Here is a 25,277-nt window from a genome sequence, read left to right on the forward strand (position 1 = left end):
TTTTGCTGCAACCCGATGTAGTGGTAATGATAGGTCGCAGCTTTCGCCGAATCCCCACACCTGGGGGCAACTCACCACCAGTAGTGGTTTCTATCGGGGTATCGACACACACGCCGCCGTCCGGTTCTGCAGTTCCCGCGCACCTCCGTCGTATCGCTGACCGTAGTCCAGCAGCCCGTCGCGAAGCGCTCCGTCCGGCTACTGCGTCTACTGCCGCAGCCCCAGTGGTGCAGTTGTCCACTGCGGCCCGTCGGTGGGATCGTGTATGACACCCACGGATGGTCAGCAGCAGGCAACGATCGGCGTTGTCGTCAGTGGTTCTCAGGCGGATCCAGTACCGACTGAGCTGTGTGACGGGTATGCCCTGATCGACTGTGACGACAGCGTACCGGCTGTTGTTGATCTGTGTCTCGTTGATGCGGAAACGATCCAGACACAGCCCGCACTCGTCGCCGACTGGCGAGCACAGCAATCGCCGGTTTTTGCCCCGATTGTGCTGCTCGCCGATCCCGCATCGCAGACAGACCAAGGCGTAGACACTGAGGCTCCCGTTCGATACGATGACGTTATTGAGACGTCGACACCGACGGCGGCACTCACCCGTCGGATTGATAACCTCTTCCAGCGGCGGAGGCTCTCACAGGAGCTCGCCGACACAAAACAGCTCACCGGGTCGATCTTCGAGTCAAGCCCGCTGGCGAAGCTCATCGTGGGGGCTGATGGGACGATTGAACGGGCGAATACGCGTGCCGGCGAGCTGTTTGATATCTCTCCCACCGAACTCGTTGGGCAGTCCTACAACGCGGATGGCTGGATCACACTTGACGACGGGACAAAACTGAGCGTCGAAAACGGGGTTCCGTTCGCCGACGTGATCGATACAGCCGACCCGATCTCCGAGCATGAATGTACGATCACACGACCGCACGACGACGATGTCGTGGCCTCGGTGAATGCCGTACCGATCCAGACTGACGACGCTGCGGTCGAGCGGGTCTTACTGACGCTTACCGATATCACGGCTCGCCGCGCACACGCCAACGCACGTGATCGACAGGTCGATCTCTTCACAAAAGCCCAGGATATCGCCAACGTCGGCGCCTGGGAGTATGACCTGCGAACAGCTGATCTCTATTGGACTGACGAGGTATACCAGATATACGGGCTCTCGACGGATGTTACGATCACCAGCGAGCGCGCTATCGCGGCGTATCACCCTGCTGATCGCCCCGCGATCGAAGATGCCTTCGAGCGGGCGGTTGCCGACGGGGACGCCTATGATCTCGAACTGCGGCTGATCGACGACACCGATACGGTTCGCTGGGTGAGAACGCGTGGCGAACCACAGTCCGACGACGGTGACGTGATTCGCGTTCGGGGCACGATACAGGATATCACTGAGCGAAAAACCCGCGAAGGAGAACTTCAACAGATGCGCAACGCTGTCGACAAGGCTCCGATCGGGATCGTGGTCAGTGATCCGACACAGGACGACAACCCACTCGTCTATGTGAACAATGGCTTCGTCGAGCAGACGGGATATACACGACAGGAGGCTACCGGCCAAAACTGTCGATTTCTACAGGGGGAGGATACCGACGAGGAGACTGTCGCGGAACTGCGAGCGGCGATCGATGCCGCGGAGCCGGCGTCAGCAACGATCCGCAACTATCGCGCCGACGGCTCACCGTTCTGGAATCATCTTGAGATCGTACCCGTCACCGACGAGTCGGGAACCGTGGCCAACTACATCGGTTTCCAGCAGGATGTTACCGAACGAAAAGAACGCCAGGAAGCACTCAAAGAAACACAGCAACGGCTTGCGTTGGTGCTTTCGGAGACACATACCGGCGTGTGGACATTCCACCCAGAGTCGGAGACGATTACCCCGATTGAGTTCCCGGATGGGCTCGGGCTTGCAGAACACGCGAGTGATGTCGACGCCTACCTAGAACAGATTCACCCAGCGGATCGAGACGTTGTCAAAGACCGCATTGGATCGGCGATCGACTCACACGAGGAGTTTGACGTTGAGTTTCGGCTTGATACCGACGAGTACGAACGGTGGCTGCGCTCACACGGTACCGTCGTCACCGACTCCGACGGCAGCGACCGCGTTGTCGGGATTACAACGGAGATCACTGAACGCGTCCATCGGATGACCGCACTCGAAAAGCGCGAACGGTTGCTCCGGGAACTACACACGGCAACGCGCCACCACTACCCACTCGAATCACAACAGGCACTCGCCGAATTCGTCATTGCGTTTCTGGAAACCGCGTTGGATCTCACCTACGCGAGCATGAAGCTGTTTGACGACGACGCCGGTGTCCTCCGATCGGTTTGCGACTCAGCTGCCTTCGGGGAGCGTCCAGGCTCGCTTGCGACCGTTGCTCCGGGCGACAATCCTGTGTGGGAGGCATATCGGAGCGGGGAATCACACCGTGTCAACACGCCACAGTTCGATGGCGTGGCTACGGAGCTACCTGTCACCTTCACCCAACTCGTAGCTGTCCCTGTCGGCGATTTCGGTGTTGTCGTTGTCTACCTTCCCGAGGCGACGGAGTTCACCAACGTCGATACCGATATCGTCGAGGTCGTTGCGACAAACGCCGAAGCCGTGCTTCGTGGGTTCGAAAGTGCCGAGAGTCAGGCCCAACTCGCTGACCAACTCTCGATCCAACGGGCACACATCGACACGTTACAGGCCGTCGTTGACACAACTCAGGCGATCCAAGACCGTATCTCACAGGCTGACACCCAATCAGCACTCGATACCGCTGTCTGTGCAGAGCTCGCGACACCAGCCCCGATTGAGTTTGTGTGGATCGGCCGGCCACGCGCGACAGAGACAGCACTGACAGTGACAGCGTCAGCCGGTGGTGGCGAGCAGTATCTTGACACTGTCCGCTCGGCACACGGCGCGTGCTCGCTTCCAGCACATATCGCGGCAACGGAACGCGAACTGTTCAGCAGCAACGCGATCTCCCAGCACGTCCGAGACACGGATTGGGCAAAAGAAGCACTCTCATATGGATACAGTGCCGTGTTGAGCATCCCGCTTGTTCATAACGACGTGCTGTACGGCGTGCTCACCGCCTACTCCTCACACGACGATGCCTTCGATGAGATGTATACGAATCTGCTCACCGATGCGGCGTCACTCCTGTTGAATCACACCCGCGTGCTTGATCAACGGTCGCTTGGATCGAATCAAACGCCGACGACGGTGACGTTCAAACTTGCCGATGGCTCCTGTCCGCTGCAACGACTTGCCGCGGCGACAGCAAGCGAGATTCGGCTCAAAACGATCGTCCGTGCCACGGACGACACGGTGACAGTGGTGGCAGAGATCATCGACGGCGACCGCCAGGCGGTGTGTGAGTATGCATCGACGGCAACAGGGATCAACTCGGCTACGCCCTTCGGCACCGATGATTCCACACAGATCCTGCTTGAACTGCCGAGGCCGTTCTTGGCTACGGCTGTCGAACAGTACGGCGGGCAACTCCTCACCGCAACCGCGACCCCAGCGTCGACCCGGATTCAGCTTCGGATCACGAGCGGTGTCTCGCGGCGGCCACTCTTCGAGTTTATCACCACACAGTTCGAGCACGCCGAGTTGATCGCCCAAGAAGAGAGACCGGATGCAGCAATGGACGACAGGGCGGCCCTCGACGAACTGACCGAGCGCCAGCGGGAAATCTTGAATGCAGCCTACTATGGCGGCTACTATGAAATACCACGGACGGTAACGGGTGAAGAGCTCGCAGCAAGTTTCGACATCTCAAGCCCGGCGGTCTACAAACACCTGCAGGCTGCACACAAAAAGCTCCTCAAACAGCTACTCACACACGAGTACCCTCCACACGAAGGTGGGTTAGACAGTTAACTACCCCGTTGGAACCCACGTTAGTAGTTTAGCTAGTCTGTTGAACCTGTCTGCAGTGCAAGAAGTGATATGGGTCTGACACACTCTCTTCGGCTTGATCGGTTGAATCTCCGTGCCAAGTTGATCGCGACATTCGTCGTCGTCGCACTCCTTGTCGGCGTGACAGGAGCGGTTGGCTACCAAGGCGCGTCAGCCCTCGATCACGAGGCACATCTCATCGCACAGAACGGCGAAAACATGGATCATGCCGCCGAGATGCTCGTCGGCATCGAAAAGCAACAGGTCGCTGTCCAGGCAACTGAGCTCGGTGAGTCTGGCGCACAGGCTGAGTTCGAGGATGGAAACACGCTATTCACCGATCACGCGGCCGCGATGGCTCCCGACGCCGCGGGGGAGACGTCCGGTGAGTTGGAGACCCAACTTGCCGAGATACAGTCAACACACGACGAGTACAACGCGCTTGCGGCCACATACTTCGACGCCAAGGCAACCGGCAACGAGGAGCGTGCGGCCCAGACGCTGGCGGAAATGGGCACACTCCGCACTGAGCTAGAGGAGCAGGCACACACGCTTGAAGCGCTGTCAGGTGATGCGATGGCCGCCCAGGTTGCGGCCGCCGACAGCACGACACAAACCGTCCACATGGAGATCATCGGGCTAACCCTCGTGGCGTTTCTGCTCGCGATCGGGCTCGGTGTCCTCCTGAGTCGACACATGACACCGCCGATCAAACAGCTCGCCGCGTCTGCCACCGATATCAGCGACGGCAAACTCGATACGGAGCTACCGACGCATTCGATGGGCGACGAGATCGGGCAGATGGTGGATGCCTTCGGCGACATGCAGCGAAACTTGGAGAATATGTTTGCTGATCTCCACGACGTGAGCCGGAACCTCAAGACGGGCGATCTCGACCAGGAGATCAGCACCGACTACCCGGGCACCTACGGCGACATCATGACCGGTGTCGACGAGGGGACTGATCAGCTGACAGCCAGTTTCGCGGATATCGAGGACGCCAGTGAGGCACTCCGAACCGGCCAACTTGAGCAGACGATCAACACGGATCGGCCGGGGCAGTACGGGGCTGTCCTGACGGACTTCAAACGCGGCAGCGATCAACTCGCCGATAGCTTCGGTCAGATCTCGACGGCCAGCCAGCAGCTCAAACGCGGCAACCTCGATCAGTCGATCGACGACGACTACCCCGGCGAGTACGGGACTGTGCTGACAAATCTCGGCGATGGAATCGCCCAGTTGCGGTCGAGTGTCCGGGAGGTACAGACGGTTGCCGACGATGTTGCCGTCGCCGCAGAAGAGGTATCGGCCAGCACCGAGGAGATCAAAACCGCAAGCACCGATGTCGCCGAGTCGGTCGAAGAGATCTCACGCGGTGCCGACGATCAAAGCGATGATCTCGCCACCGTCTCGAATGAGATGAACGATATGTCAGCCACCGTCGAGGAGATCGCCTCCTCGGCTGAAGAGGTCGCCGCAACGGCACACACGGCTGTCGAACGGAGTGACACCGGCAGCGACAATGCCGGGGCCGCAAAAACAGAGATCGCCGCGATCGAATCGCAGGCCCAGGCTGCCTCCTCGCAGGTACAGTCGCTGGACGACGAGATGGAGGCGATCGGCGACATCGTCGATATGATCTCGGATATCGCCGAACAGACCAACATCCTCGCGTTGAACGCCTCGATCGAAGCCGCGAAAGCCGATGGTGCTGGCGACGGCTTCGCGGTCGTGGCCAGAGAGGTCAAAACGCTCGCCGAGGAAGCCGGCGAGGCCACCGCGGAGATCGAAGGCCGCATCGAGGAGATCCAATCGATGACCGGCGAAACGGTCGACGACATCGAGTCGATGAACGACCAGGTGCAGTCGGGTGCCGACACGATCGAGGGTGCCATCGAGATGTTCGATGAGATCGCCGATGCCGTCGACGAAGCCGAACGCGGCATCGACGAGATCAGCCGCGCGACCGACGATCAGGCCGCCTCAACCGAGGAGGTTGTCTCGATGGTTGAGGAAGTTTCGGCTGTCAGCCAACAGACCGCGGCTGAGGCAACCGATGTCTCCGCGGCAACCGAGGAAACAGCCTCCTCACTGTCGGAGGCAGCGACAAACGTCCAACAGCTCTCACAACTTGCCGATGATCTGCACGACAACGTCGCTGACTTCAGTGTCGGCGGCCCAGCGGCAGCGAGCAGCGATCCTACGGCCGCGACTGCAACACCACCAACAGCAGCCCAAGAGTCACATGCAGGCGAGTCAGCGACGACATCGCCAGCGACCGGCTCCTCGGGCGGTCAAGCGCCGTCGTCCGATGACGCCACACCGAGGGCTGCCGAGAACGGCACCACCGCAGCCGCAGGCGGAACCGCACAACTGACAACCCGGGATTCGGAGTCAGCCGAGTCAGCAGCCAACGGGCATGTCGAATGGACTGATGTCAGCGGATCGCCATCGGACGAACTCCCCCACAGCAACGGCTCAGGGGACGATGCGACCGACACCGACGAACTGTAGTTCCCGGTACGATGCACCAGAGAAACGAGGCCCCCGACGCTGCCGCAGCCACCCAGCCACCTCGCCGGCATGTCAGCATCGGGGAGTACGCGGTCACAGAGACGGGTTGTGAGCTGGCCACCTATGGGCTGGGGTCGTGTCTGGGTGTTGTGCTCTCCGACGCGCAGGCCGGTGTTGGCGGCTTAGCACATATTAAACGTCCGCGTGCAACGGAGCAGCAGGCCACACCCGATGCTGTGTTTGCCGACACTGGGATCGAGGTACTGTACAGGGAGGTGCAATCCGCCGGTGCGACGCGTCGCCACACGGTGGCGAAACTCGCTGGCGGCATCGACATGCGAAACGATTCGGCTGCTGTCGGGCGGGGGATCGGTGACCGAAATATCGAACAGGCAATCGCAACGCTGAGCACGCTCGATATCACGGTTGCAGCCATGGATGTCGGTGGGGAAGTGGTTCGCTCGGTATACCTTGATGGTGCTACTGGAGCGGTGACCATCGAAACGACGTGCGGTGACCGATACCGTCTCTGAGGTCTTTCTTGCCGTTTCGTCTACTATTTTTGACAGCGGGTTACTCTGCGTGTCGTGATACGAGCAACTGCCTCACAGACAGCCGACTGAGCTCACGCGGCACCGCTGACACGCTCGACCAGTCACCCAAAGAGGCTCCCCCGTTGCCTAGTATCCTGCTGGGTGAGTGCGCCTGCACGCGGGAGGTGCGTTGCACAGCCACCACAGTAGCGGTAATCGGCGTCGTTGGCGGTACCGCAGTCAGGACACTCAACAACACCGTTCTCGACGGACACCGACGTTGTGGTGTCGGCCGCAGCCGCGTTGTCGGCTGTCTGCTGGCGGCGGTACACTCCGTATAGCACCACGAGGTGGAGCACGGTGCCGGCGAGCAGCACGCCGACGTACCACTGACTGTCGAGCATGGTTGCCTCCATCAGCATCTACGACCGCAATACACAAACGAGTAGCTATTTCTTTCAGCCCCCAACTCAATTCAAGATTCGAACGCAAGCCCGTCGACCGCGGCATCGAGATCGGTGGCCGTAATATCGCCGTGTCGCAGGATCGTCGGCTCCATGTCGGTGAGGTCGACGATGGTACTCGACTGTGTTGTTCCTTGGGCCTCGCCGTCGAGGATGTAGTCGACGCGATCGCCGACCTGCTCGATGGCGAGGTCAAGATCGACGAGTTGCCCGTCGGCCTGCCCCGTGAGATTCGCGGAGGTCATACAGAGCGGCTGGTCGACTGCCGCCGAAAGCCCCCGCCACGTCGGATTGCTGAGACAGCCGAGGGCGACCGTTTCGCCGCCGGCAACGACGCGGTCGGGCACACGTTCGGTCTTTTCGAGAATGATGTTGAGCGGGCCGGGCCAGAAGGCGTCGACGAGCGTGTCGACAGCGGCCTCGCGGTCGGTCGTCGCCCACCGCTCCCAGTCGGCTGGATCGCGGATAAACAGTGTCAGGGGATCGGTCGGCTCGCGGTTTTTGATCCGGAAGGCGCGTTCGATGGCCGCCTCGTTCCATGGATCGAGCGTGAGTGCAAGGTTGGTGTCGCTGGGCGCGACGACCACGCCGCCGTCGCAAATGCAGTCGGCCGCGGTTTCGATCCCCTCGGGTGTCGGTTCGAGTCGGGAGCCGCTCATGGCTCGTCGTGCGGGCCGATCCTGTTTGGTGGTTGTGCTTGCGCTTCGCAACCCGATTGCAGTCTACTCTGCGTGTCGGACGATGTGGACGTCGTACTCCGGATCCTTCGACAGCGGGCTGCCGACACTCGTCACCGGCGTCGAGATCCGTCCGGCGTTCTCCGTCCCGATGAAGATGATCGAGACATCCAGTTCGCCGGCGACACGGCGAACGGTGCGGGTGATATCGTCGATAGCGGTTGCGGTCAGGGCGTCGCTTTCGGCTGGGGTTTCACACCGGAACCGCGCCTCGGGGGCGAGCTCGGCGACGCGCTGTTCGAAGTTCTCACAGAGTTGGTCGATATCGAACGGCTCGCCGGCGTTGATCCAGCCACGTTCGACCGCAAAGGAGCTATCGTCGGGGACGACAGTCAGGACGACAACTTCCTCACCGCGGGTCTCGCCGAACTCGGTGGCGCGCGTGAGTGCGGTCACTGCCAGATCTGAGCCATCGAATGGGACGAGTAGCGTCATAGCTCGCGGTTCAGCATGCAGGCGGTTATACCTCGTGTTGATCCCCGGCGTGTGAGAATCGCCTTACCGTACCGGAAGCCGGTCGACGAGCTTCGCACCGCGGGTGAACATCCCGCCGCCGCTATCGCCGGTGACCGCCCAGAAGACGGCTTCGGGATCCTTGTTCCAGATCCACCGCCACCGCGTTTTGGCCAGCAGATAGAGCTTGCGAGCGGTGCCCAGTTGTGGTGTCGCCGACAACACGTCATAGTCGCGTGTGCGGATCAGCCGATGGTGGTCGGCATACAGCACCGCCGCGAGCAACACCGCCAGTTGGCAGTCCTCAGGGAGGTATTTGATCCCCGCAACACCCTTCTCATAGAGCTCCTCGGCGCGTTGGAGTTCGGTCTGCATGGCTGCCGCGAAGCTCTCATCCATCTCGAAGTTCCGGATCTGGTCGTTGGTGACGCCGTGTTGGGCCAGCGTCGACTGTGGCAGGTAGATCCGGTCGCGCTCGACGATATCCTCTCGAACATCCCGCAGAAAGTTGGTGAGTTGGAAGGCTTCGCCGAGTGCGGTCGCATGCGGGAGGGCTTTCTCGGGATCGTCGGGGTTCATGACGTCGGTCATCATCCGACCGACTGCTGAGGCTGAGCCGTCCATGTAAGCCTCTAACTCGTCGTAGGTGGCGTACTCGTCGGTGTCGATATCCGACACCATCGCATCGATGAAGACCTCGATGTCCTCGTCGTTGAGGTCGTACTCCTTGCGGAGCTCGGAGAAGGCCGCGAGGACGGGGTCGTCGGTCTCGCGCTCGCCGAGGGCGGCCGCCCGAATTCGTTCGAGTTCGGCGCGCTGCTCGGCGGGGGCGACCCCGTCGGCGTCGTCGACGACCTCGTCGGCAACGCGGAAGAAGGCATACAGGACGTAGGTCGCCTCACGGACGCGTTCGGGGAGCAACCGCGTGGCGAGATGGAAGGTCTTGCCCGTGCGCTGTTGGATGGTCTTACTCCGGGCGATTTGGTCGTCGTCTACCATGTCAATTGGGGGGTAGTCGGGGGCCAGTCATCGGTCTCGTCGGCCGGTTCCGGCGGCACAGCATATAGCCACAATACGGCCGCAAGCGACATAACAGTTCGTACACAATCCGGGTTCCTTGGTATTCGTTCACGCCGAGTGCGGCCTCGGATTCAACTCAACTGCGTGTCGGCACTGAGCGACAGGACGGCTCAGTAGAATGTATCGGCACAGTCGTAGACGACGCCGTGGGTCGGACAGATGTACTTGCAGTGGCGGTGTTGCATCGACTCGCCACACAGCGGACAGGGCCGGCCGGGTGGCGTCTCGCTGTCGGCCATACCGGATCACGGAGAGCCAGCCAATTAGCTTTCGCGGTCGACGACCCGCGGGAGATACACGCCCGTCGAGGGCCGGAGCAGCCCCACATCGAACCGCTTGGCTCGGAGGATCCCGAGCCCGAAGCCGGTAGCCACGACCACCGGCAGCCAGTTGCCGAACCACGCGTTGATCGCCCCCCAGAGGATGACGAAGCTGACCATGTCGTCGAGCATGAAGTCACAGGCGTCGAGGCGATCGAACAGCCCCGACTGATCGAGGGCAAAATCAAGGACACCGACGGCGACCGTCGCGCTCACCACCCAGCCCGCGAAGTTCGACAGCGGTACGTCGTAGAAGACGCCGCCGGCGTCGTAGGTCCAGAATCCAAGTGAGACGGCCGCCGGATCAAGCACGAGATCCATCGTCACGACCGCCGGGATCACCACGGCCAGCCGCGCCAGCCGGGAGCCTGCCCGGTCGCCGAGCAACAACAGACACAGCAGATAGGCGTTCAACACGAGCGGGATGAAGAAGACGGGGAGCGCGGCGGGGATCCCGCCGACCATCGGGCCAAGACTGACACCGTACTCGAAGAAGCCGTAGGGCCAGCCGGCTGTGACGCCGACGTACTCGATCAGGTAGGTGTAGGTCGTCAGCAGCCCCAGTCCGGCAACGCCCCGGCGGCCGAGCGTCGGGAGCACGCCGACGAGCATCGGCGCGGCCATCACGACTGTTCCGAACACGAGGAACGGCGGATTAAACCGGAGCGGCTCGGGAACCATCGCCCAGCCTTCCGCGCTGCCGACGAGCATGAGCGCGCCGACCAGTGGGAAGAAGACAGCGATCGTAAACCGGTTACCGTCAACGAGGGCGTCAAGCCACGGTTCGACCTCGCAACGATTTTTCGGCACCCCGGCGACCGCATCGGCAAGCCCGTCGGCTTCGGTGATCTGCGGTCGCTCGGCTGCCGGCGACTTAGAGACCGCGGACGACTCAGCAACGTTGCTCACGGCAGCACCTCCGTTGGCGGGACGATCCGCCAAAGTAATCCGAGCGTAAACAGCGTCCCAACAGCCGTGTTGAGCGCGGGGAACCACCAGTAGGCGCGGTCGACGGCGACCGAACTGGTCGCCACCCACGCGACAAAGACAGGGTAGACAGCCATGAGCACGCCGAGACGTAGATCAACGACCGCGAAGGCACCAGCAGCGGCGAGCCAGCAGGCCGCAACATAGCCGTAGGTACGTCGCTTCCCGAGCCACGTCGCTGTCGTCCGAATCCCGGCTCGTCGATCGGGGTCGATATCGGGAATTGCTGAGAATGTGTGCATCCCCATCGTCCAGAGCCACGCGCCGACAACCGCCATCGCGGGCGGTTGGGTTCCGGCGACGGCGGCGTAGGCGGCGATCCCGGGGAGGATGTAGAGCCCATTGGAAAGCGAGTCGAGCAGTGGCGTCGTTTTGAACCGCGCGGGCGGCGCGCTGTATTCGACAGCCAGCAGAAGGAACCCGGCGATCCATGGCCACGCGGCTGTGGATGCGATGGCGAACAGCGGCACCGCAAGCAGCCCGCTGGCGACGACGCTGGCGATGACGGCGGGGCCGCCCTGCCAGCGCGCCTCGCGCTCGGTTTTTTTCGGGTTCTCAGTGTCGATGTCGGCATCGAAGATGTCGTTGACGCCGTACAGCAGGACGTTCGCCGGCAGCAGGAAGTAGCCGAATAAGGCGAAGCCGACCGGCAAAAAGAGGTCAGGCACGGTCTCGGCGGCCGCAGCGACGCCGACGACGACGGGGCCGGCGAGGTAGAACCAGAATCGTGGCCGCGAGAGGATCAGCAGGTAGCGGAGGCCGTCGGTTGCCGTGCTGTTCGACTGGTCGGTGCCCACGGCGGTCATCACTCCTCGATCGCTTCGGCGGTGTGTTGGCCGCTGATCAGACACATCGGGACGCCGATCCCCGGCGTCGTATACGAGCCGGTGAAATACAGCCCATCGACCTCCGTCGATTTGCGGTTCGGCCGCAGGAGGGCGGTCTGTGGGAGGGTGTGGGCCATCCCGAGGGCGGTGCCGTGCATCGAGTTGTAGCGGTCGCTGAAGTCGTTGACACAGAAGGATTCCTCGAAGACGATGCGGTCGCGCAGCTCGACGCCGGTGTTGGCGGCGATGTCGTCAAGGACGAGTTCGCGGAACTCCTCACGGAGTTCGGGCGTATCGTTGAGGTTTGCGGCGATCGGGACGAGCGCAAAGAGGTTGCTGTGGCCCTCGGGGGCGACGCTGTCGTCAGTTTTTGAGGGGACACAGAGGTAGTAGGCGGGATCGTCGGGCCACTGTGGGTCGTCGAAGATGGTTTCGAAGTGGTCGTCCCAGTCGGTCGGCAGAACGAGTGTGTGGTGTTCGAGTGGCTCCACGTCGCCTTCGACACCGAGATAGAGCAGATAGGCGGAGGGCGCGTAGGTGCGGCTTTCCCAATAGTCTTCGCTGTATTGCCGTTTTTCGGCCGGCAGGAGTTCCTGCTCGGTGTGGGCGTAGTCGGCGTTCGAGACAACGTAGTCGGCGAGGTATTCCTCGCCGTGTTCGGTTCTGACCGCAAAGCCGCCTTTTCGGCCGGCGATTTCGGTGACGGGCTGGTCGGTGATGTATTCGACGCCGAGTTCCTCGCCGAGCTCAACCATCGCGTCCACCAGTGACCGAAGCCCACCCTCTGGGTAGTAGACGCCCATGTTGAAATCGACGTGGCTCATCAGGTTGTAGAGCGCGGGTGTGTTGCTTGGCGAGCCACCGAGGAAGACCAGGGTGTACTGCATGATCTGCTGCAGTTTGGGGTGCTCAAAGTAGTCTGCAACGTGGCCTTGCATCTTCCCGAGCAGCGACAGCCCCCACGAGTAGCGGAACACGTCGGTATCGATGTAATCTCGCAGTCGGGGGCGATCTTCGTAGACGAAGTGTTCCATCCCGACGTTGTAGGTGTACTCAGATTTGTCGAGATACCGATCTAGGGCGTCGCCTGCGCCGGGTTCATACCCCTCAAAGATCTCCTTGTTCGTTTCGAGGTCGGGTACCATATCGACCTGATCGCCGTCCTTGAAGAAGATGCGGTAGTGGGGATCGAGCTGTGTGAGCTCGTAGTAGTCACTCGGCTGTTTGCCGAAGTGGCCGAAAAACCGCTCGAAGACGTCGGGCATGAGATACCACGAGGGGCCCATATCGAAGGTGAACCCCTCCGCGTTGAGTTGGCTGGCCCGGCCGCCAAGCTGTTCGTTTTTTTCGACGACCGTCACGTTCGCGCCGGCGTCGGCGAGATAGCAGGCCGTTGACAGCCCGCCAAAGCCGCTGCCGACGATCACGATATCGTCGCCGTCGACCGGGATTTCGCCGTCGTAGCGGCCCTCGTCGCCGCCGTGTGTCACTGCTGTGTCGTCGTCGCTGGCGGTCGCCATACTACCTCTCTAGAGGGTCGTCAGTCAAATAAAGGGACGGACTCGGCGGGCGCAGTAGTTTTACTTGTGGCTTCGCCAAGAGTATTCATGCAGCCACGCGGCGTCTTCTGGTCGATCTATCGGGAGGCGCTGCCGGTGTTGGCCATCGCGCTGCTCGGTGGGCTCTGTTCCGGCCTTGTGCTGTCGGGGCTACTCGATAGCGTCGCCGACTTTCCGGGTCTGTTGGTGATGGTGCCGGTGTTTCTGGCAACCCGGGGCAACGTCTATGGCTCGCTTGGCGGTCGGATCGCCACCGGGCTCCATCAAGGTCTCATTCAGCCCCGTTTCGAGTGGAACGACCGCTTGGTCAACGCGATCATCGCCTCGGGAATCAACGCTATCGGCATCTCGATCGTCATCGGCTCGCTCTCATGGGGCGTGTTGACGCTGCTTGGCCGGGAGCCGGCACCACTGCGCGTGCTCGTTGGGATCGTACTCATCGCTAGCCTGTTGACCGCGGTTGTGATGATCGGTGGGCTGCTCACACTGCTGTTTGCCGGCTACAAGGCCGGCCGCGATCCGGACAACCTTGTCGGCCCGATCGTGACGACGCTGGGCGATGTTTTCGGGATGGCGTTTCTGTTTCTTGCGGTGCTGATTGTCGAGGTGCTTGTCTCGTGAGTCGATCCCACCAACGAGGAGGTGGTCGCTGGTGGCGCTGCTGACCGACGCCGACCTCGGCAGTTGGGGAACCGGTCACATCGTCCGGACGATGTTCCCGCTGTTGGTCGTGCTGTGTGCGATTGTCCTCTGGGCCGGGATCACCCTGGAAGATGCCGGCGACCTGCTGGATCGCTACGGGCTATTGGCGGTGATGGTGCCGGCGATGATCGGGATGGGTGGCAACCTTGGCTCGATCTTGAGCGCGCGGCTCTCGACGCGGCTCCATCTCGGCACGACGACGTTCGATCCGACCGACCGGCTGCTGTGGGCGAATGTGGCGGCTATCTTCGCGCTGGCGGCGACGATTTTCACTGCCCTGGCGGTTACCGTCTGGCTGTTTGGCATGGTCGTCGGAGCTTCGCTGACGCTCGGCCAACTGCTTGTAATCTCGCTTCTCAGCGGGCTGTCGGTCGCCGCTATCGCCGTCGTCGCCAGCGTCGTCGCCACCTATGGCTCCTACCGACTCGGGATCGATCCCGACGACACCACGATCCCGATCGTCACCAACGTCGTCGACGTCTTCGGGATGCTCGTCTTCCTTGCCGTCTCGCGGTGGGTGCTGGTGGGCTGATCACGCCGCGTCGCTATCGAGTTCGAACTGCTCGTGTTCTTTCACCGCGTTGAGCACGACACTCGTGTTTGATTCGTTGATGTCGACATCGGCCAGCAGGCTCTTGATCTGTTCGTTCATCCCGTCGGTGTCTTCGAACTTGCCGACGGCGATGATGTCGTAATCGCCGGTCGCCTCGTAGACGCTGCTCATCTGTTTCTGTTCTCGGAGGCGATCTGTTAGTGCCGTCATCGCACTCCCCTCAACTTTCAGGTGGATGATCGCGGTCACGTCATAGCCAAGCTCGTTGTAGTCGATGATCGGGGTATAGCCGTCGATGATCCCCTCGGCTTCGAGTGCCTCAAGATGATTTGAGACGGTTGTCACCGAAACATCGAGCTCCTCCCCAAGACTTCGGAGACTCGCCCGCCCATCGCCAAGGAGTTCGTTCAGCAACTCCGCATCAAGATTTTCATACGTCATGTCTTCGCGTAGGTATGGTGTTGAACTTAAAATACTAGCTTCAAACAGCACGCTCGGCTCATAGTGAGTGATCTGCTGTCAATCGTGGTCACAACAGGACACTCCACGCTGCTGGTTTTGGACTGTGGGTAAACGATTGTCTTTCATATACTGAAAAACAAAACAAACGTCTTGTTTTGTGATGGCTGCTCTCCCCGCGCGCTGTTCCGTCGTTTGGAGCCGTACGTTCATGTGCCCCGAGGCGGTTGCATCGGTCGATGACTGGGCGCGGTTTCGGTGTGCTGGGACGCCGGCGACGCTCGCTGCTGTTTCGGCTGGCGACAGCACCGGGGATCGTCCTCCACGAACTCGCCCATCGCCTCACCTGTCTGGTGGCGGGCGTGCCGGTGCAGTCAGCCGTGTATTTTCAATTGACGGGGCCGCCCGGCTATGTCCAGCATGCGACGCCGAGCCGATGGTCGACAACTGCGCTGATCGCGCTGGCGCCACTGGGTGTCAACGTCGGCGTTGCAGCCGTGCTGCTCGAATACTCGCTGGCAACCTACACCGGGAGCGGTATCGACGCGGTCGCCGCCGGGGCGTTGTTGTGGTGGGTCGGTGTCGCCGCGCTCATCCATAGCCTCCCGAGTTCGACCGATCTCGGGACGGTGTGGGCCGCCACCACCACGCGGTGGTATCGGCTTCCGCTGGCGGTCGTCGTCGGCCCGCTGTACGCGCTCCGCCGGCTGGCCGGCGTCGTTGGCACCTACCGACTCACCGTCCCGCTGTCGCTTGTTGCGCTCGTCGGGATGATCGCCCTTCATGACCTGTCGCCGGCCGCGTTTCTCGACTGTGTTCTCGCCGGTCAGTGGGGCTGTTGGGACGGCTCGCCACGGCTGGGGGCGGTGCTCTCGATGGTGCTTCTCGACCTTCTTGATCGACTTCGAGCAATGGGTCTGTTTATGTACGTCTCATAACTCCCGTCGATCTGTGTGGCCCACGCCCGGCTTCAGCCGCCGAGCAGCCCCTCAAGCACCGGGCCAGCGGTTCGACGCAGGTTGTCGCCGACCGGCAGGCTGTCGATGAGCCCGCCGAGCAGCGAGCCGCCACCGCTCCCGCCGAGTTGCGACAGGAGAAACAGCACCCCGATCGGGACGGCGATCGTAGCGATCAGTGCCACCAAGAGGGTTATCGCCCCGCCGCCGAGGTTCAGCCGCTCGAAAACCATATAGAGCGTGGCGCTGACGACGAGTACCACCGTCGCTGCGACCACTGTGGCCCCGATCAACAACACGACAGATCCGGTGTCGCTGCCGCCAACGTTAGTAAAGACCAACAGCCCAAATGCGGCGAGCACCACGAGCCACAGCCCGACGCCGATGATGGTGAGCCACCGGCTCGATCCGTACCCCGTCCCCTGTTCAGGAGGTAGGGTGTCGCCCGGTGACCCTGACTGTGCCATGGCTGATCGAACGGTCGACACCAGCAAAAGCATTGGTGCCACCGTCCCCGTGGTGTCGCTGCCGCGGCCTCCCGGTGTCGCCCCCGGATTCAGTCGGCCCCTTTCACAAGTATTAGGCGGCCACTCGGCGTATGCCCACCCATGAACGATCTCTTCCGGAAGGCGGTACGGGGCGAGCCGGTTGACCGCCCGCCGGTCTGGATGATGCGCCAAGCCGGCCGGTATCTTCCGGAGTACCGTGAGATCCGGGAGTCGCATTCCTTTCAGGAGGCCATCTCGACGCCCGATATCGCCACCGAGATCTCGCTGCAGCCCTACGAGCGGTTCCAGCCCGACGGGGTCGTCATGTACTCCGACATCCTCACCGTCCTCGAACCGCTGGGGTTCAGCTACCATATCGAATCCGGCGTCGGCCCGGTGATCGAAAATCCGGTTTCGTCGCCGGCGGATACCCACCGCGAGGTCGGCGACGTGCGGGAGCAACTCTGGTATGTCGGCGAACTCATTGAGCGGCTGACCGCCACCCTCGGCGACGAGGCGGCCGTGCTGGGCTTCGCTGGCGGCCCGTTTACGCTGGCGGCGTATGCCTGTGAGGGCAGCACCTCTCGATCCTTCATGGCTGTCCGCCGGCTCCGGGCGGAGGCCCCGGCGGCCTTCGAGCGACTGCTCGATGCGTTTACCGATGTGTTGATCGAGTACTGTCAGTATCAGGAGGACGCCGGTGCCGACGTGATCCAACTGTTTGATACCTACGCCGGCCTGTTGTCGCCGACCGACTACGCCGAGTACATCGTCCCCCGCCATCAGCGCATCCTTGACGCGGTCGACGTGCCGACGATCGTCTTCGTCCGCAACATGAGCGGCAATCTTGAGTTGCTGGCCGACAGCGGCGCGGACGTGGTCTCACTGGACTGGACAGTCGACATCGACACTGCCCGCGACCAACTCGGCGATGTGGCGATCCAGGGCAATCTCGATCCGGCGTTGCTCTACGGCGACCCCGAAACTGTCCGTGAGCGAACCCGGGAGGTTATCGACGCCGCTGGCGACACCGGTCACATTCTCAACCTCGGCCACGGCGTCGACCGCAACACGCCGGTCGAAAACGTCGCGGCCTTTTTCGAAACCGCAAAAGAGTCGCGTTAGGCGTCCTGTGGCGGCAGCTCGGCGTTGAAACAGTAGGTGCCTTCCTCGTCGCGGCACTGACACTGCCGGAGCTGGTAGTACGACGGCGCAAACTGTGAGAGGAACGGCTCGGTGATATCCGCCAGCAGCTCCGGGAACCGCGGATCGTCGTGGGGGACAGGCACTCGATACAGGTCAAGGCCAACCTCGGCGGCATCCTCGGCGAGGTCGACATCGAGTTCGACGAGCGTCTCCGACTGCTCGTGCATGAAGCTCATCGGTTCGACGACCACGCGCTCGAAGTCCTCGCCGAGTCCCTCGACGACCTCTTCGGTTTCGGGGGCTGTCCACTCGATGCCACGGTTGGCGTGGTTCTGGTAGCCGATCTCGTAGTCGTCGATGCCGACGATCCCGGCGACGGCCTCGGCGTGTTCCTCGACATACTGGTCGTATCTGAACCCCTCGTCGAGATATTTCATCGGCGTGCCGTGCGCCGAGAAGACAAACGCCGTGTCGGGATCGTTCGGGTCGATATCGTTCTCCTCAAGGAACGAGCCGATCGACTCCGCGCGGATTCGGTTGTACGTCGGGGCGCGGTGCCAGCCGGTGATCGCGCTGAATGCGGGGTCGTAGTCGTCGTGGTCGTCGATGGCCTCTTCCAGGGAATCGATCGACGAGACAGTTGTCGAGGGGCCACACAGCGGGTAGATCGGCAGGGCGATGACCTCGTCGATACCGTCGTCGGCCAGCGTTGCGGGGATGTCGTCGATCAGCGGCTCCATGAACTGCATCGCGTGGTAGATCTCAACGTCGTGACCACGATCGGCCAGCGTCGCCTCCAGTGAGTCGGCCTGGTCGCCTGCTTGGCCTTGCAGCGGCGAGCCACCGATCTCCTCGTACTCCTCCATCAGCCCGGGGAGGCGGCGCTGAGCGAGTTCGCGGGAGCGCTCCCAGGCTTCTTCCTCGGATTCGGCATCCTCTAGGGAGGCGTTGTCGTAGAAGATCCGCGTCAGGTATTCGAGGACGGTTTCTCGGTCGGGGTCTGCTGGCTCACCGAAGTTTAACAGGACAATCGCAGTTGCCATACGAGCGGTTGGGGCGTCGCCGGTAAAGCAACTTCGCATGTGACAGTTGTACCACTGCTGTCACGGCGTTTGCCCTGCTTTTGTGGCACAAAAATAAGCGGGTGTCAGCGTCGCGTTGCGGTCGGGCTGTGTTGTGCTAATTTATTCGATGGGTTCGCGGAACCGACCGCGCCCGCTATTCGAGTGATTTCGCGCGATTGGTGAACTGCCCACCACATTCACACGTATTCGGGTGTGCGTCCGACTCAACGATTGCACCGCACTGGAGGCATTCATACGTAGATGCGCTTTCGGGGTCGTTCGAATGTTCAACGTCGTTTCCCTGAGGCATGCACCGGCGATATGCCGCGAAGGAATATAATATTAATTGTAATAGGGAATATATACGCGCCTCGATTCTATCCGCTTCTGCGGAATACGGCGCCGCCCTGCCGGTACTACTCACTCACGCTCGTCGATCTCGCGGGCGATTCGCTTCGCGCTGCGGATTCGCCCGGGAATCCCGGGTCGGCCGACGAAGTTCGCACAGAAACGCAGTCCGTCAGGCGGCTGAAGGTCGTCCATCGCTGTCCAGGAGCCGTCGTAGGCCGGCATCCCCGGTGTCCACGTGTGGACGCCGATCGGTGTCGCCGCCGCGCCGGTCAACTCCTCGAAGGCGTCGGCAGCCAACTCGCCGACCTCCTCGTCGGTGCGGTTCGGCAGCTCCGGATCGCTGTTCGGGTCGACATAGCAGGTGAACAGCCGGTCTCGATCCAGAAAGCTCGCGTTCCAGGTGGTGCCACTGATCGGTAGTTCGCCGTCCGGCGGCACCAACGCGCCGATCCCCTCCTGATCGAAGCCAGAATCGAGAAACACCATCGTGATCTGGTTGTATCGGAACTCCTCCAGTGTTGCTGCGAGGTCGCTGTCGAGTGGGTCGACCAACTTTGCGCTCGTTGGTGCCGGTGTCGTCACCACTACCTCGTCGACGATCTCGCTGCCGGCGTCGGTGACGATCTCGAAGCCGCTGGGGTCGTCGTTGTCAACGCTGCTGACCTCTCCGCTGCTGTCGACGCCACCGCCGTGGGGCTTGATTTCGACTGCAGCGGTGTCGAGGTCGATCACGTCGCTGTGGGCTTCGTACAGCGCGTCGGTCAGCGTGCCCAGCCCGTCGTCGAACGTACAGATCGGCGGGGCCTCTCGCCCGTCGACGACGCGTTTCGCCACCCACCACAGCAGACTGCGGCCAACGCCTGCGTTGTCGAGTGCCCGCCCCAGCGAGTATTCGTGCAGCATCTCGCGGGGATCGGTGCCGTACAAGCCGCTGTACAGCGGGCCCATGTACCGCCGGGCAGCCTGCTTCCCAAACCGCCGAACGAGAAACTCGTCGACCGTCTCGCCCGGCTTGGCGGGGGCGGTCAGCGGCTCGGCGAGAATCCGCAGCTTACCCAGTGGGCTCAACAGGCTCGTCGTCACCGCCTCCCTGGTCGACAGCGGCGCGACCCGGAGGGCGTTGTCGTGGTAGATGTACAGCGGCTGGTCGTCGTCGCCGATGCGAAGCCCCTCGCGGAGACCGAGGTCGTCGACCAGCGCTTCGATACTTGGGGTGAGCCGGAGCCGCTGGGGGCCGAGTTCGACGACCCGGCCATCCATTCGCTGACTGCGAACGATGCCGCCGGCCTCGGCGCGTGACTCGACGGCGACAACGTCGACCCCGCGGTCGACAAGCGCATCGACGAGGGTGAGCCCGGAGATGCCGGCACCGACAACGCCGACCCGCATTGTCAGCTTCCTCGTGGCCGGCGTCGGTCGGCCGCTCGGCCAGCGCGGCCGAGATATGTCCACGGCTGTCGATTCATTGTGGGGACGCTAGCCGCGCTCGGCGAATAACGCTTCCGCGTTGGGGCGCTCACGCCGCTTCGATCTTGGCTTTGAGATTCGCCAGCGTCGACTCCAACTCGCCTTTGTTGTACCGCCGGACGAACGGCTCGATGACCTTGGCGATCACTTGCCCGGGGATCGTGTACTCGGCGGTGTAGGTGACCCAACTCCCGTCGTCGGTGGTCTCGATATCGAAGGTCAGCTCCCCCGAGAGCCCGCCGTCCATCGCAAACCGGTGGCAGGTCGGCGGCTCGTGGACGGTCTGGACGAGATGCCCCTCGACTTCGACGGCGACCATCCGATAGGTGAAATCAAGCTCTTTGCCGCCGTTGTCCAGGGGTTCAATATCAGAGATCCCGGTGATCGCCGGCGTGATCGTCCGGTGGTTGGCCGGCTCATCGAGGTACTCGAAGACCGTCTCTGGAGGTGCGTCGATCGCGATCCCATCGCTTACCGCTACCATAGCGACCCTACGACGAGGCAGGCCTTAGTGATTCCGTGCGTCTGTCGCCGTCGCCCGGCCGTTTTTGTCCCTCCCGGCTGTAATCGTCAGCAGTGACCGCGACGACCGTCCACCAGCCGACCCACCGGGAAGCCCTCTGGGCGCTTGAGGACGCCTTCGAGCGCGGCGACCTCATCACGGTGTTTGGCCGCTGCACCGTCGAGTACGACGGCCGAGCAGCTTCCTCACTCGGCGTGGGTCGTCGGCTGCTGGTCCTCAAACCGGATGGGACGGCGCTGGTGCACACCGACGAGAATCAAAAGCCGGTCAACTGGCAGCCGCCGGGATCGGAGCACCACGCTGCCGTCCGCGATGGTCGACTTCGGGTTCGCAGCGTCCACACCTCACCCGACGAAACGCTGGCTGTCCGTTTCGAGACGGTCGAACAGCTGTCAGCGATGTCGGTCAGCGGCCGCCGCGACCTCTCCGTCACTGGCAGCGAGGCCGACCTGCGAAACGCCCTGCTCGATCGCCCCGCGCTCATCGAATCCGGCTTCGAGCCGCTGGCGACCGAGCGGCCGACCGACGCCGGCCCGATCGACCTCTTCGGCCGCGACAGCGATGGCCGGCCCGTTGTCGTCGAACTCAAACGCCGCCGGGTCGGTCCGAGCGCCGCGAGTCAACTCCAGCGATACGTCGCGGCCATTGAGCGTGAAGAAGGCGATAACGCCGCGGTGAGAGGGATCTTGGTCGCGCCGTCGGTGACCGATCGGGCTCGGCGATTGCTTGCGGAACACGAGTTGGAGTTTGTTGCTGTCGAACCGCCGTCGTCGACTGGCGACGCTGGTGAAAATAACACCCTCGACACCGAACCTGCTGAAACCAACGCCTTCGACCTCGCTGTCGACGATTCCGCACACGACTCCGCTGGCGACGCTACTGGGAACGATGAGAGCGAGGCCGCTGGAACGGTGCCCGCCGACGAGGAGTCAAACTGACGAATTTGGCCGTGTCAACGCCTCACAGACGTCGCCAGTGGGCTGTATTCGAAGGCTTTATTCGGGCCAGCGGCGTTCGCCACGACAAGTAACCATGGGAGAGAAACCAGCCTCGATGTACAGGGATATCGACAAGCCCTCGTACACACGACGTGAGTACATCACCGGGATTCCAGGTTCGAAGATCGCCCAACACGATATGGGTGACCTGCAGGCTGATCCGGACGACTACCCGGTCAAGATCACCCTCGAATCCGAGGAATCTGTCCAGCTTCGCCACGGCTCCCTTGAGTCCTCGCGGCTCTCGGCGAACCGCCACCTGTTGAAGGAACTCGGGGAGGGCGAGTACAAGATGCAGCTCCGAAAGTTCCCCCACCAGGTCATCCGGGAGAACAAACAGGCAACCGGTGCCGGGGCCGACCGTGTCTCCGACGGGATGCGACAGTCCTTCGGGAAGATCGTCGGCACCGCCGCCCGCATCGGCGCTGACGAGCCGATCTTTACCGCCTACTGTACCGCCGAGCAGGCGCCGGTCGTCAAGGAAGCGTTCCGTCGCGCGTACAACAAGATCTCCCCGCCATGCCGGATCAACGTTGAACGCGGCGAGGAACTGCTCGTCTCCTAAGCGGATCGACACCCCTTTTCGCTGTTCTCACTAACGCCAGCGTATGCTTCGGCTGGCGGTCACGACAACTGCTGAAACGTTCCACCGTCTGCGTGAGCCGTTGGCTGACCGCGGGATCGCCGCCGCTCATCTCCAGGCGAAAGAACGGGCGATCCCACTGACCGACGATGCTGTCGCTGCCACCCCTGCGGCTGACGACGACACCGCTGTCACCGAGTTCGACGTTGGGCTTGTCTATCCTGGCCGGCTGATGGAGGGGGCGGCGATCACCGCCGGACTCGACATCCCGTGGGTTAACGGCCGAGAGGCTGTCCTCACCTCCCGAAACAAAAGCGGTGTTCTCGCCGCCCTCGATGCGGCCGACATCCCGGTTCCCCACTCGGTAATGCTCTCGAATCCGGTCGCTGAGTCGGCCGTTGTCGACGCTGTCGCCGAGCTCTCCTTCCCGGTTGTCGTCAAACCAAACTCGGCGACCCGCGGTGTCGGTGTCGCCAAAGCCAGCGACATCGACTCGCTGCTCGGCGTCGTCGACTATCTCGATCTGATCCACGATTTTCGCGCCACCGGTGACAAATCCTATCTCATTCAGGAGTATCTGCCCGACGCCCGTGATTACCGGGCGATGGTGATCGACGGCGACTGCGTCGGCGGCGTCCAGCGTCGCCTGCCCGACGACCTCGCTGAGGGTCGATGGAAACACAACGTCCACCGCGGGGCCGAGGCCACCGGTGTCGACCTGCCGGATGCTCACCGCCAGCGTGCCGAACGAGCGGCTGCCACACTCGACATCCCGTATCTTGGTGTTGACCTGTTGGCAACCGACGAGCGACTCGTCGTCAACGAAACAAACGCCCGCCCAACGATCGATACCGCCGATAAGTACGACGATGGATTCTATGATCGACTCGCCGAACGCATTCGTGAGACTGCCGAAAACAGGTCGTAACTACTCGACGTCGATCGCCGCAGACGCTTCCGCCCGATCAAACGTGACCTCCAAGACGCCGTTGTTGAACGTCGCGTCCGCGGAGTGTTCGTCGACCGTCGCCGGCAGGCGGACGCGCTCGTCGTACTCTCGGTGGCCGGTTGTCGCTTGGATCGTGAGTGTCGTGCCGTCACACTGGAGTGTGAGATCGCCTTTGTCGACCCCGGGGAGATCCGCGACGAGCCGGACGGCGTCGTCGGTCTCATAGACATCGATGTGCGTGTCGGCCCCCGCCTCATCGGGGCCGTTCATTTCGCCCATCATCCGCTCGATCTCATCGAAGATATCGCCGAACGGGTCGTCGCGGTCGTCGCTATGCATACACCAATGTATCGTTCCCCCTCGACAAAAGCGTTCTGTCCCCGCTGAGCAGAAATGTGTGTTTTGCACTATACCGATGACAGCTGTTGCCTCGGGATCGCCACCGAGGGCCGTGTGTGGTCGTTGTCACCGGGTAGCTATTGCTAGCTCAGGAGCTATTTATTGTGATTTGTTCACACACGCCGCGACGATCCGGGCTATTTTAAGTAGCTGTAGAATCGCTATTCGCGTATGAGTAAATCATATCTAGATGCTGGTGCGGAAGTCGCCGAAGACGACGTGGTTCGTGTCGGCCTGAACGGATTCGGTCGAATCGGTCGCAACACGTTCCGTGCGATTCTCGACAATCCACGGGTTGAACTCGTCGGTATCAACGACGTGATGGACTTCGAGCAGATGCGGTACCTCGGCAAGTACGACACCATCATGGGCACCCTCGATGGACTCGAACTCGACGGCGACGAGCTCACCATCGGTGGTACCTCGGTGTCGCTGCACAACGTTCAGAGTCCCTCTGACCTGCCGTGGGGCGAGGAAGACGTCGATGTCGCCTTCGAGTGTACGGGCATCTTCCGAACGAAAGACGACGCCGCCCAACATCTTGAGGCTGGCGCGGACAAGGTCGTCATCTCCGCGCCGCCGAAAGGCGAGAAACCCGTCCCACAGCTCGTCTACGGTGTCAATCACGCCGACGACTACGACGGCGAGGACATCATCTCCAACGCCTCCTGTACAACCAACTCCGTCACGCCGGTCGCCAAGGTGCTCGACGAGGAGTTCGGCATCGAGACCGGCACGCTGACGACCGTCCACGCCTACACCGGCAGCCAGACGCTCATCGACGCGCCGAAAGGTAAGACCCGCCGTGGCCGCGCCGCCGCCGAAAACATCGTCCCGACCTCGACGGGTGCCGCCCAGGCCGCAACCCAGGTGCTCCCACAGCTTGAGGGCAAACTCGACGGGATGGCGATCCGCGTCCCCGTCCCGACGGGCTCGATCACCGAACTCGTCGTCGATCTCGCCGCCGAGCCGACCGCTGAGGAGATCAACGACGCCTTCCGCGATGCCGCCGACAGCGGCCCACTCGCCGGCGTGCTCGGCTACACCGACGACGAGGTCGTCTCCAGCGATATCGTCGGCCTGCCGTTCTCCTCGTACGCCGACCTCAACTCCACGAACGTCATCGGCGACAACGGCCTCGTGAAGATCCTGACGTGGTACGACAACGAGTACGGCTTCTCGAACCGCATGCTCGATATGGCCGAGTTCCTCGTCGACGAATCCTAAGCCGACCAGCGACCCCCGGCCGGCCGCC

Annotated in this window: 25 protein-coding genes and 1 pseudogene; 11 read left to right on the forward strand and 15 right to left on the reverse strand. The window is 62.2% G+C overall.

The window, feature by feature from the left end; all coding sequences use genetic code 11:
• Positions 1 to 265 precede the first annotated feature (265 nt).
• The 3 genes from DM826_RS03625 (at position 266) to DM826_RS03635 (ending at position 6,957) form a co-directional block, all read left to right on the forward strand.
• Positions 266 to 3,892, forward strand: coding sequence for a PAS domain S-box protein (locus tag DM826_RS03625; protein WP_120101572.1), 3,627 nt, complete (start codon positions 266 to 268; stop codon positions 3,890 to 3,892).
• A gap of 69 nt (positions 3,893 to 3,961) precedes the next feature.
• On the forward strand, positions 3,962 to 6,424 hold the full coding sequence (locus DM826_RS03630; RefSeq protein WP_233735664.1) for a methyl-accepting chemotaxis protein: 2,463 nt from the start codon (positions 3,962 to 3,964) through the stop codon (positions 6,422 to 6,424).
• Between the two features lie 11 nt (positions 6,425 to 6,435).
• Positions 6,436 to 6,957 (forward strand): chemotaxis protein CheD, encoded by a 522-nt coding sequence (locus DM826_RS03635; protein WP_120101574.1) that lies wholly within the window; start codon positions 6,436 to 6,438, stop codon positions 6,955 to 6,957.
• A gap of 122 nt (positions 6,958 to 7,079) precedes the next feature.
• Here the strand turns inward: DM826_RS03635 and DM826_RS03640 are convergent, their stop codons facing one another.
• The 8 genes from DM826_RS03640 to DM826_RS03670 form a co-directional block, all read right to left on the reverse strand.
• On the reverse strand, positions 7,080 to 7,361 hold the full coding sequence (locus DM826_RS03640) for a zinc ribbon domain-containing protein (RefSeq protein ID WP_133304628.1): 282 nt from the start codon (positions 7,359 to 7,361) through the stop codon (positions 7,080 to 7,082).
• Between the two features lie 71 nt (positions 7,362 to 7,432).
• Positions 7,433 to 8,080: an L-threonylcarbamoyladenylate synthase gene (locus DM826_RS03645; protein ID WP_120101579.1), complete on the reverse strand. Its 648-nt coding sequence runs from the start codon at positions 8,078 to 8,080 to the stop codon at positions 7,433 to 7,435.
• A 63-nt stretch (positions 8,081 to 8,143) separates the two neighbouring features.
• The gene (locus tag DM826_RS03650; protein ID WP_120101581.1) at positions 8,144 to 8,593 is read right to left on the reverse strand and encodes a universal stress protein; all 450 of its coding nucleotides are present in this window, start codon (positions 8,591 to 8,593) and stop codon (positions 8,144 to 8,146) included.
• 63 nt (positions 8,594 to 8,656) lie between these two features.
• On the reverse strand, positions 8,657 to 9,610 hold the full coding sequence (locus tag DM826_RS03655) for a phytoene/squalene synthase family protein (RefSeq protein WP_120101583.1): 954 nt from the start codon (positions 9,608 to 9,610) through the stop codon (positions 8,657 to 8,659).
• A gap of 191 nt (positions 9,611 to 9,801) precedes the next feature.
• Positions 9,802 to 9,930 (reverse strand): HVO_2523 family zinc finger protein, encoded by a 129-nt coding sequence (locus DM826_RS13270; protein ID WP_267899960.1) that lies wholly within the window; start codon positions 9,928 to 9,930, stop codon positions 9,802 to 9,804.
• A 24-nt stretch (positions 9,931 to 9,954) separates the two neighbouring features.
• Complete coding sequence (gene cruF, locus DM826_RS03660; protein ID WP_120101796.1) at positions 9,955 to 10,860, reverse strand: bisanhydrobacterioruberin hydratase; 906 nt, start codon at positions 10,858 to 10,860, stop codon at positions 9,955 to 9,957.
• 56 nt (positions 10,861 to 10,916) lie between these two features.
• Complete coding sequence (locus tag DM826_RS03665) at positions 10,917 to 11,804, reverse strand: prenyltransferase (protein WP_120101586.1); 888 nt, start codon at positions 11,802 to 11,804, stop codon at positions 10,917 to 10,919.
• A complete protein-coding gene (locus DM826_RS03670) occupies positions 11,804 to 13,345 on the reverse strand; it encodes a phytoene desaturase family protein (RefSeq protein ID WP_120101588.1) in 1,542 nt (513 codons plus the stop codon). The genes DM826_RS03665 and DM826_RS03670 overlap by 1 nt, the downstream gene beginning before the upstream one ends.
• Positions 13,346 to 13,432: 87 nt before the next feature.
• On the opposite strand from DM826_RS03670, the gene DM826_RS03675 reads away from it, so the two are divergent.
• Positions 13,433 to 14,005, forward strand: coding sequence for a magnesium transporter (locus tag DM826_RS03675; RefSeq protein WP_120101590.1), 573 nt, complete (start codon positions 13,433 to 13,435; stop codon positions 14,003 to 14,005).
• A gap of 91 nt (positions 14,006 to 14,096) precedes the next feature.
• The gene (locus tag DM826_RS03680; RefSeq protein WP_120101798.1) at positions 14,097 to 14,618 is read left to right on the forward strand and encodes a magnesium transporter; all 522 of its coding nucleotides are present in this window, start codon (positions 14,097 to 14,099) and stop codon (positions 14,616 to 14,618) included.
• Here DM826_RS03680 and lrp read toward each other — a convergent pair whose 3' ends face one another.
• Entirely contained in the window at positions 14,619 to 15,080 is a 462-nt protein-coding gene (gene lrp / locus DM826_RS03685; protein WP_120101593.1) for an HTH-type transcriptional regulator Lrp, read from the reverse strand.
• Positions 15,081 to 15,337: 257 nt separating this feature from the next.
• Between lrp and DM826_RS03690 the strand changes: the two genes are divergently transcribed.
• Positions 15,338 to 16,036 carry a metalloprotease family protein gene (locus tag DM826_RS03690; protein WP_120101595.1) on the forward strand — a complete coding sequence of 233 codons (699 nt, stop codon included), beginning with the start codon at positions 15,338 to 15,340 and terminating at the stop codon, positions 16,034 to 16,036.
• Between the two features lie 32 nt (positions 16,037 to 16,068).
• Here the strand turns inward: DM826_RS03690 and DM826_RS03695 are convergent, their stop codons facing one another.
• On the reverse strand, positions 16,069 to 16,521 hold the full coding sequence (locus tag DM826_RS03695) for a hypothetical protein (protein WP_120101597.1): 453 nt from the start codon (positions 16,519 to 16,521) through the stop codon (positions 16,069 to 16,071).
• A gap of 141 nt (positions 16,522 to 16,662) precedes the next feature.
• Between DM826_RS03695 and hemE the strand changes: the two genes are divergently transcribed.
• Entirely contained in the window at positions 16,663 to 17,667 is a 1,005-nt protein-coding gene (gene hemE / locus DM826_RS03700) for a uroporphyrinogen decarboxylase (protein WP_120101599.1), read from the forward strand.
• Here hemE and hemH read toward each other — a convergent pair.
• From hemH to DM826_RS03720, 4 genes are all read right to left on the reverse strand, one after another.
• Complete coding sequence (gene hemH / locus DM826_RS03705) at positions 17,664 to 18,731, reverse strand: ferrochelatase (protein ID WP_120101602.1); 1,068 nt, start codon at positions 18,729 to 18,731, stop codon at positions 17,664 to 17,666. The genes hemE and hemH overlap by 4 nt on opposite strands.
• A 175-nt stretch (positions 18,732 to 18,906) precedes the next feature.
• Positions 18,907 to 19,062 (reverse strand): rubrerythrin-like domain-containing protein, encoded by a 156-nt coding sequence (locus tag DM826_RS03710; RefSeq protein ID WP_120101604.1) that lies wholly within the window; start codon positions 19,060 to 19,062, stop codon positions 18,907 to 18,909.
• Between the two features lie 110 nt (positions 19,063 to 19,172).
• On the reverse strand, positions 19,173 to 20,492 hold the full coding sequence (hemG, locus tag DM826_RS03715) for a protoporphyrinogen oxidase (protein WP_120101606.1): 1,320 nt from the start codon (positions 20,490 to 20,492) through the stop codon (positions 19,173 to 19,175).
• A 127-nt stretch (positions 20,493 to 20,619) separates the two neighbouring features.
• Positions 20,620 to 21,054 carry an SRPBCC family protein gene (locus DM826_RS03720; RefSeq protein WP_120101608.1) on the reverse strand — a complete coding sequence of 145 codons (435 nt, stop codon included), beginning with the start codon at positions 21,052 to 21,054 and terminating at the stop codon, positions 20,620 to 20,622.
• A gap of 92 nt (positions 21,055 to 21,146) precedes the next feature.
• On the opposite strand from DM826_RS03720, the pseudogene nucS reads away from it, so the two are divergent.
• The 3 genes and pseudogenes from nucS to DM826_RS03735 all read left to right on the forward strand — a co-directional run.
• A pseudogene (gene nucS, locus DM826_RS03725) lies at positions 21,147 to 21,869 on the forward strand (endonuclease NucS); the annotation flags it as partial.
• A 256-nt stretch (positions 21,870 to 22,125) separates the two neighbouring features.
• Positions 22,126 to 22,656 carry a 50S ribosomal protein L16 gene (locus tag DM826_RS03730; RefSeq protein ID WP_120101612.1) on the forward strand — a complete coding sequence of 177 codons (531 nt, stop codon included), beginning with the start codon at positions 22,126 to 22,128 and terminating at the stop codon, positions 22,654 to 22,656.
• 43 nt (positions 22,657 to 22,699) lie between these two features.
• Complete coding sequence (locus DM826_RS03735) at positions 22,700 to 23,602, forward strand: ATP-grasp domain-containing protein (protein WP_120101614.1); 903 nt, start codon at positions 22,700 to 22,702, stop codon at positions 23,600 to 23,602.
• Here the strand turns inward: DM826_RS03735 and DM826_RS03740 are convergent, their stop codons facing one another.
• Positions 23,603 to 23,962 (reverse strand): Hsp20/alpha crystallin family protein, encoded by a 360-nt coding sequence (locus DM826_RS03740; RefSeq protein WP_120101616.1) that lies wholly within the window; start codon positions 23,960 to 23,962, stop codon positions 23,603 to 23,605.
• A gap of 231 nt (positions 23,963 to 24,193) precedes the next feature.
• Here DM826_RS03740 and gap point away from each other — a divergent pair, with 231 nt between their 5' ends.
• Entirely contained in the window at positions 24,194 to 25,249 is a 1,056-nt protein-coding gene (gene gap / locus DM826_RS03745) for a type I glyceraldehyde-3-phosphate dehydrogenase (protein WP_120101619.1), read from the forward strand.
• Positions 25,250 to 25,277: the final 28 nt, after the last annotated feature.

The organism is Halonotius aquaticus (genome assembly GCF_003605575.1).
GTDB classification, from domain to species: domain Archaea; phylum Halobacteriota; class Halobacteria; order Halobacteriales; family Haloferacaceae; genus Halonotius; species Halonotius aquaticus.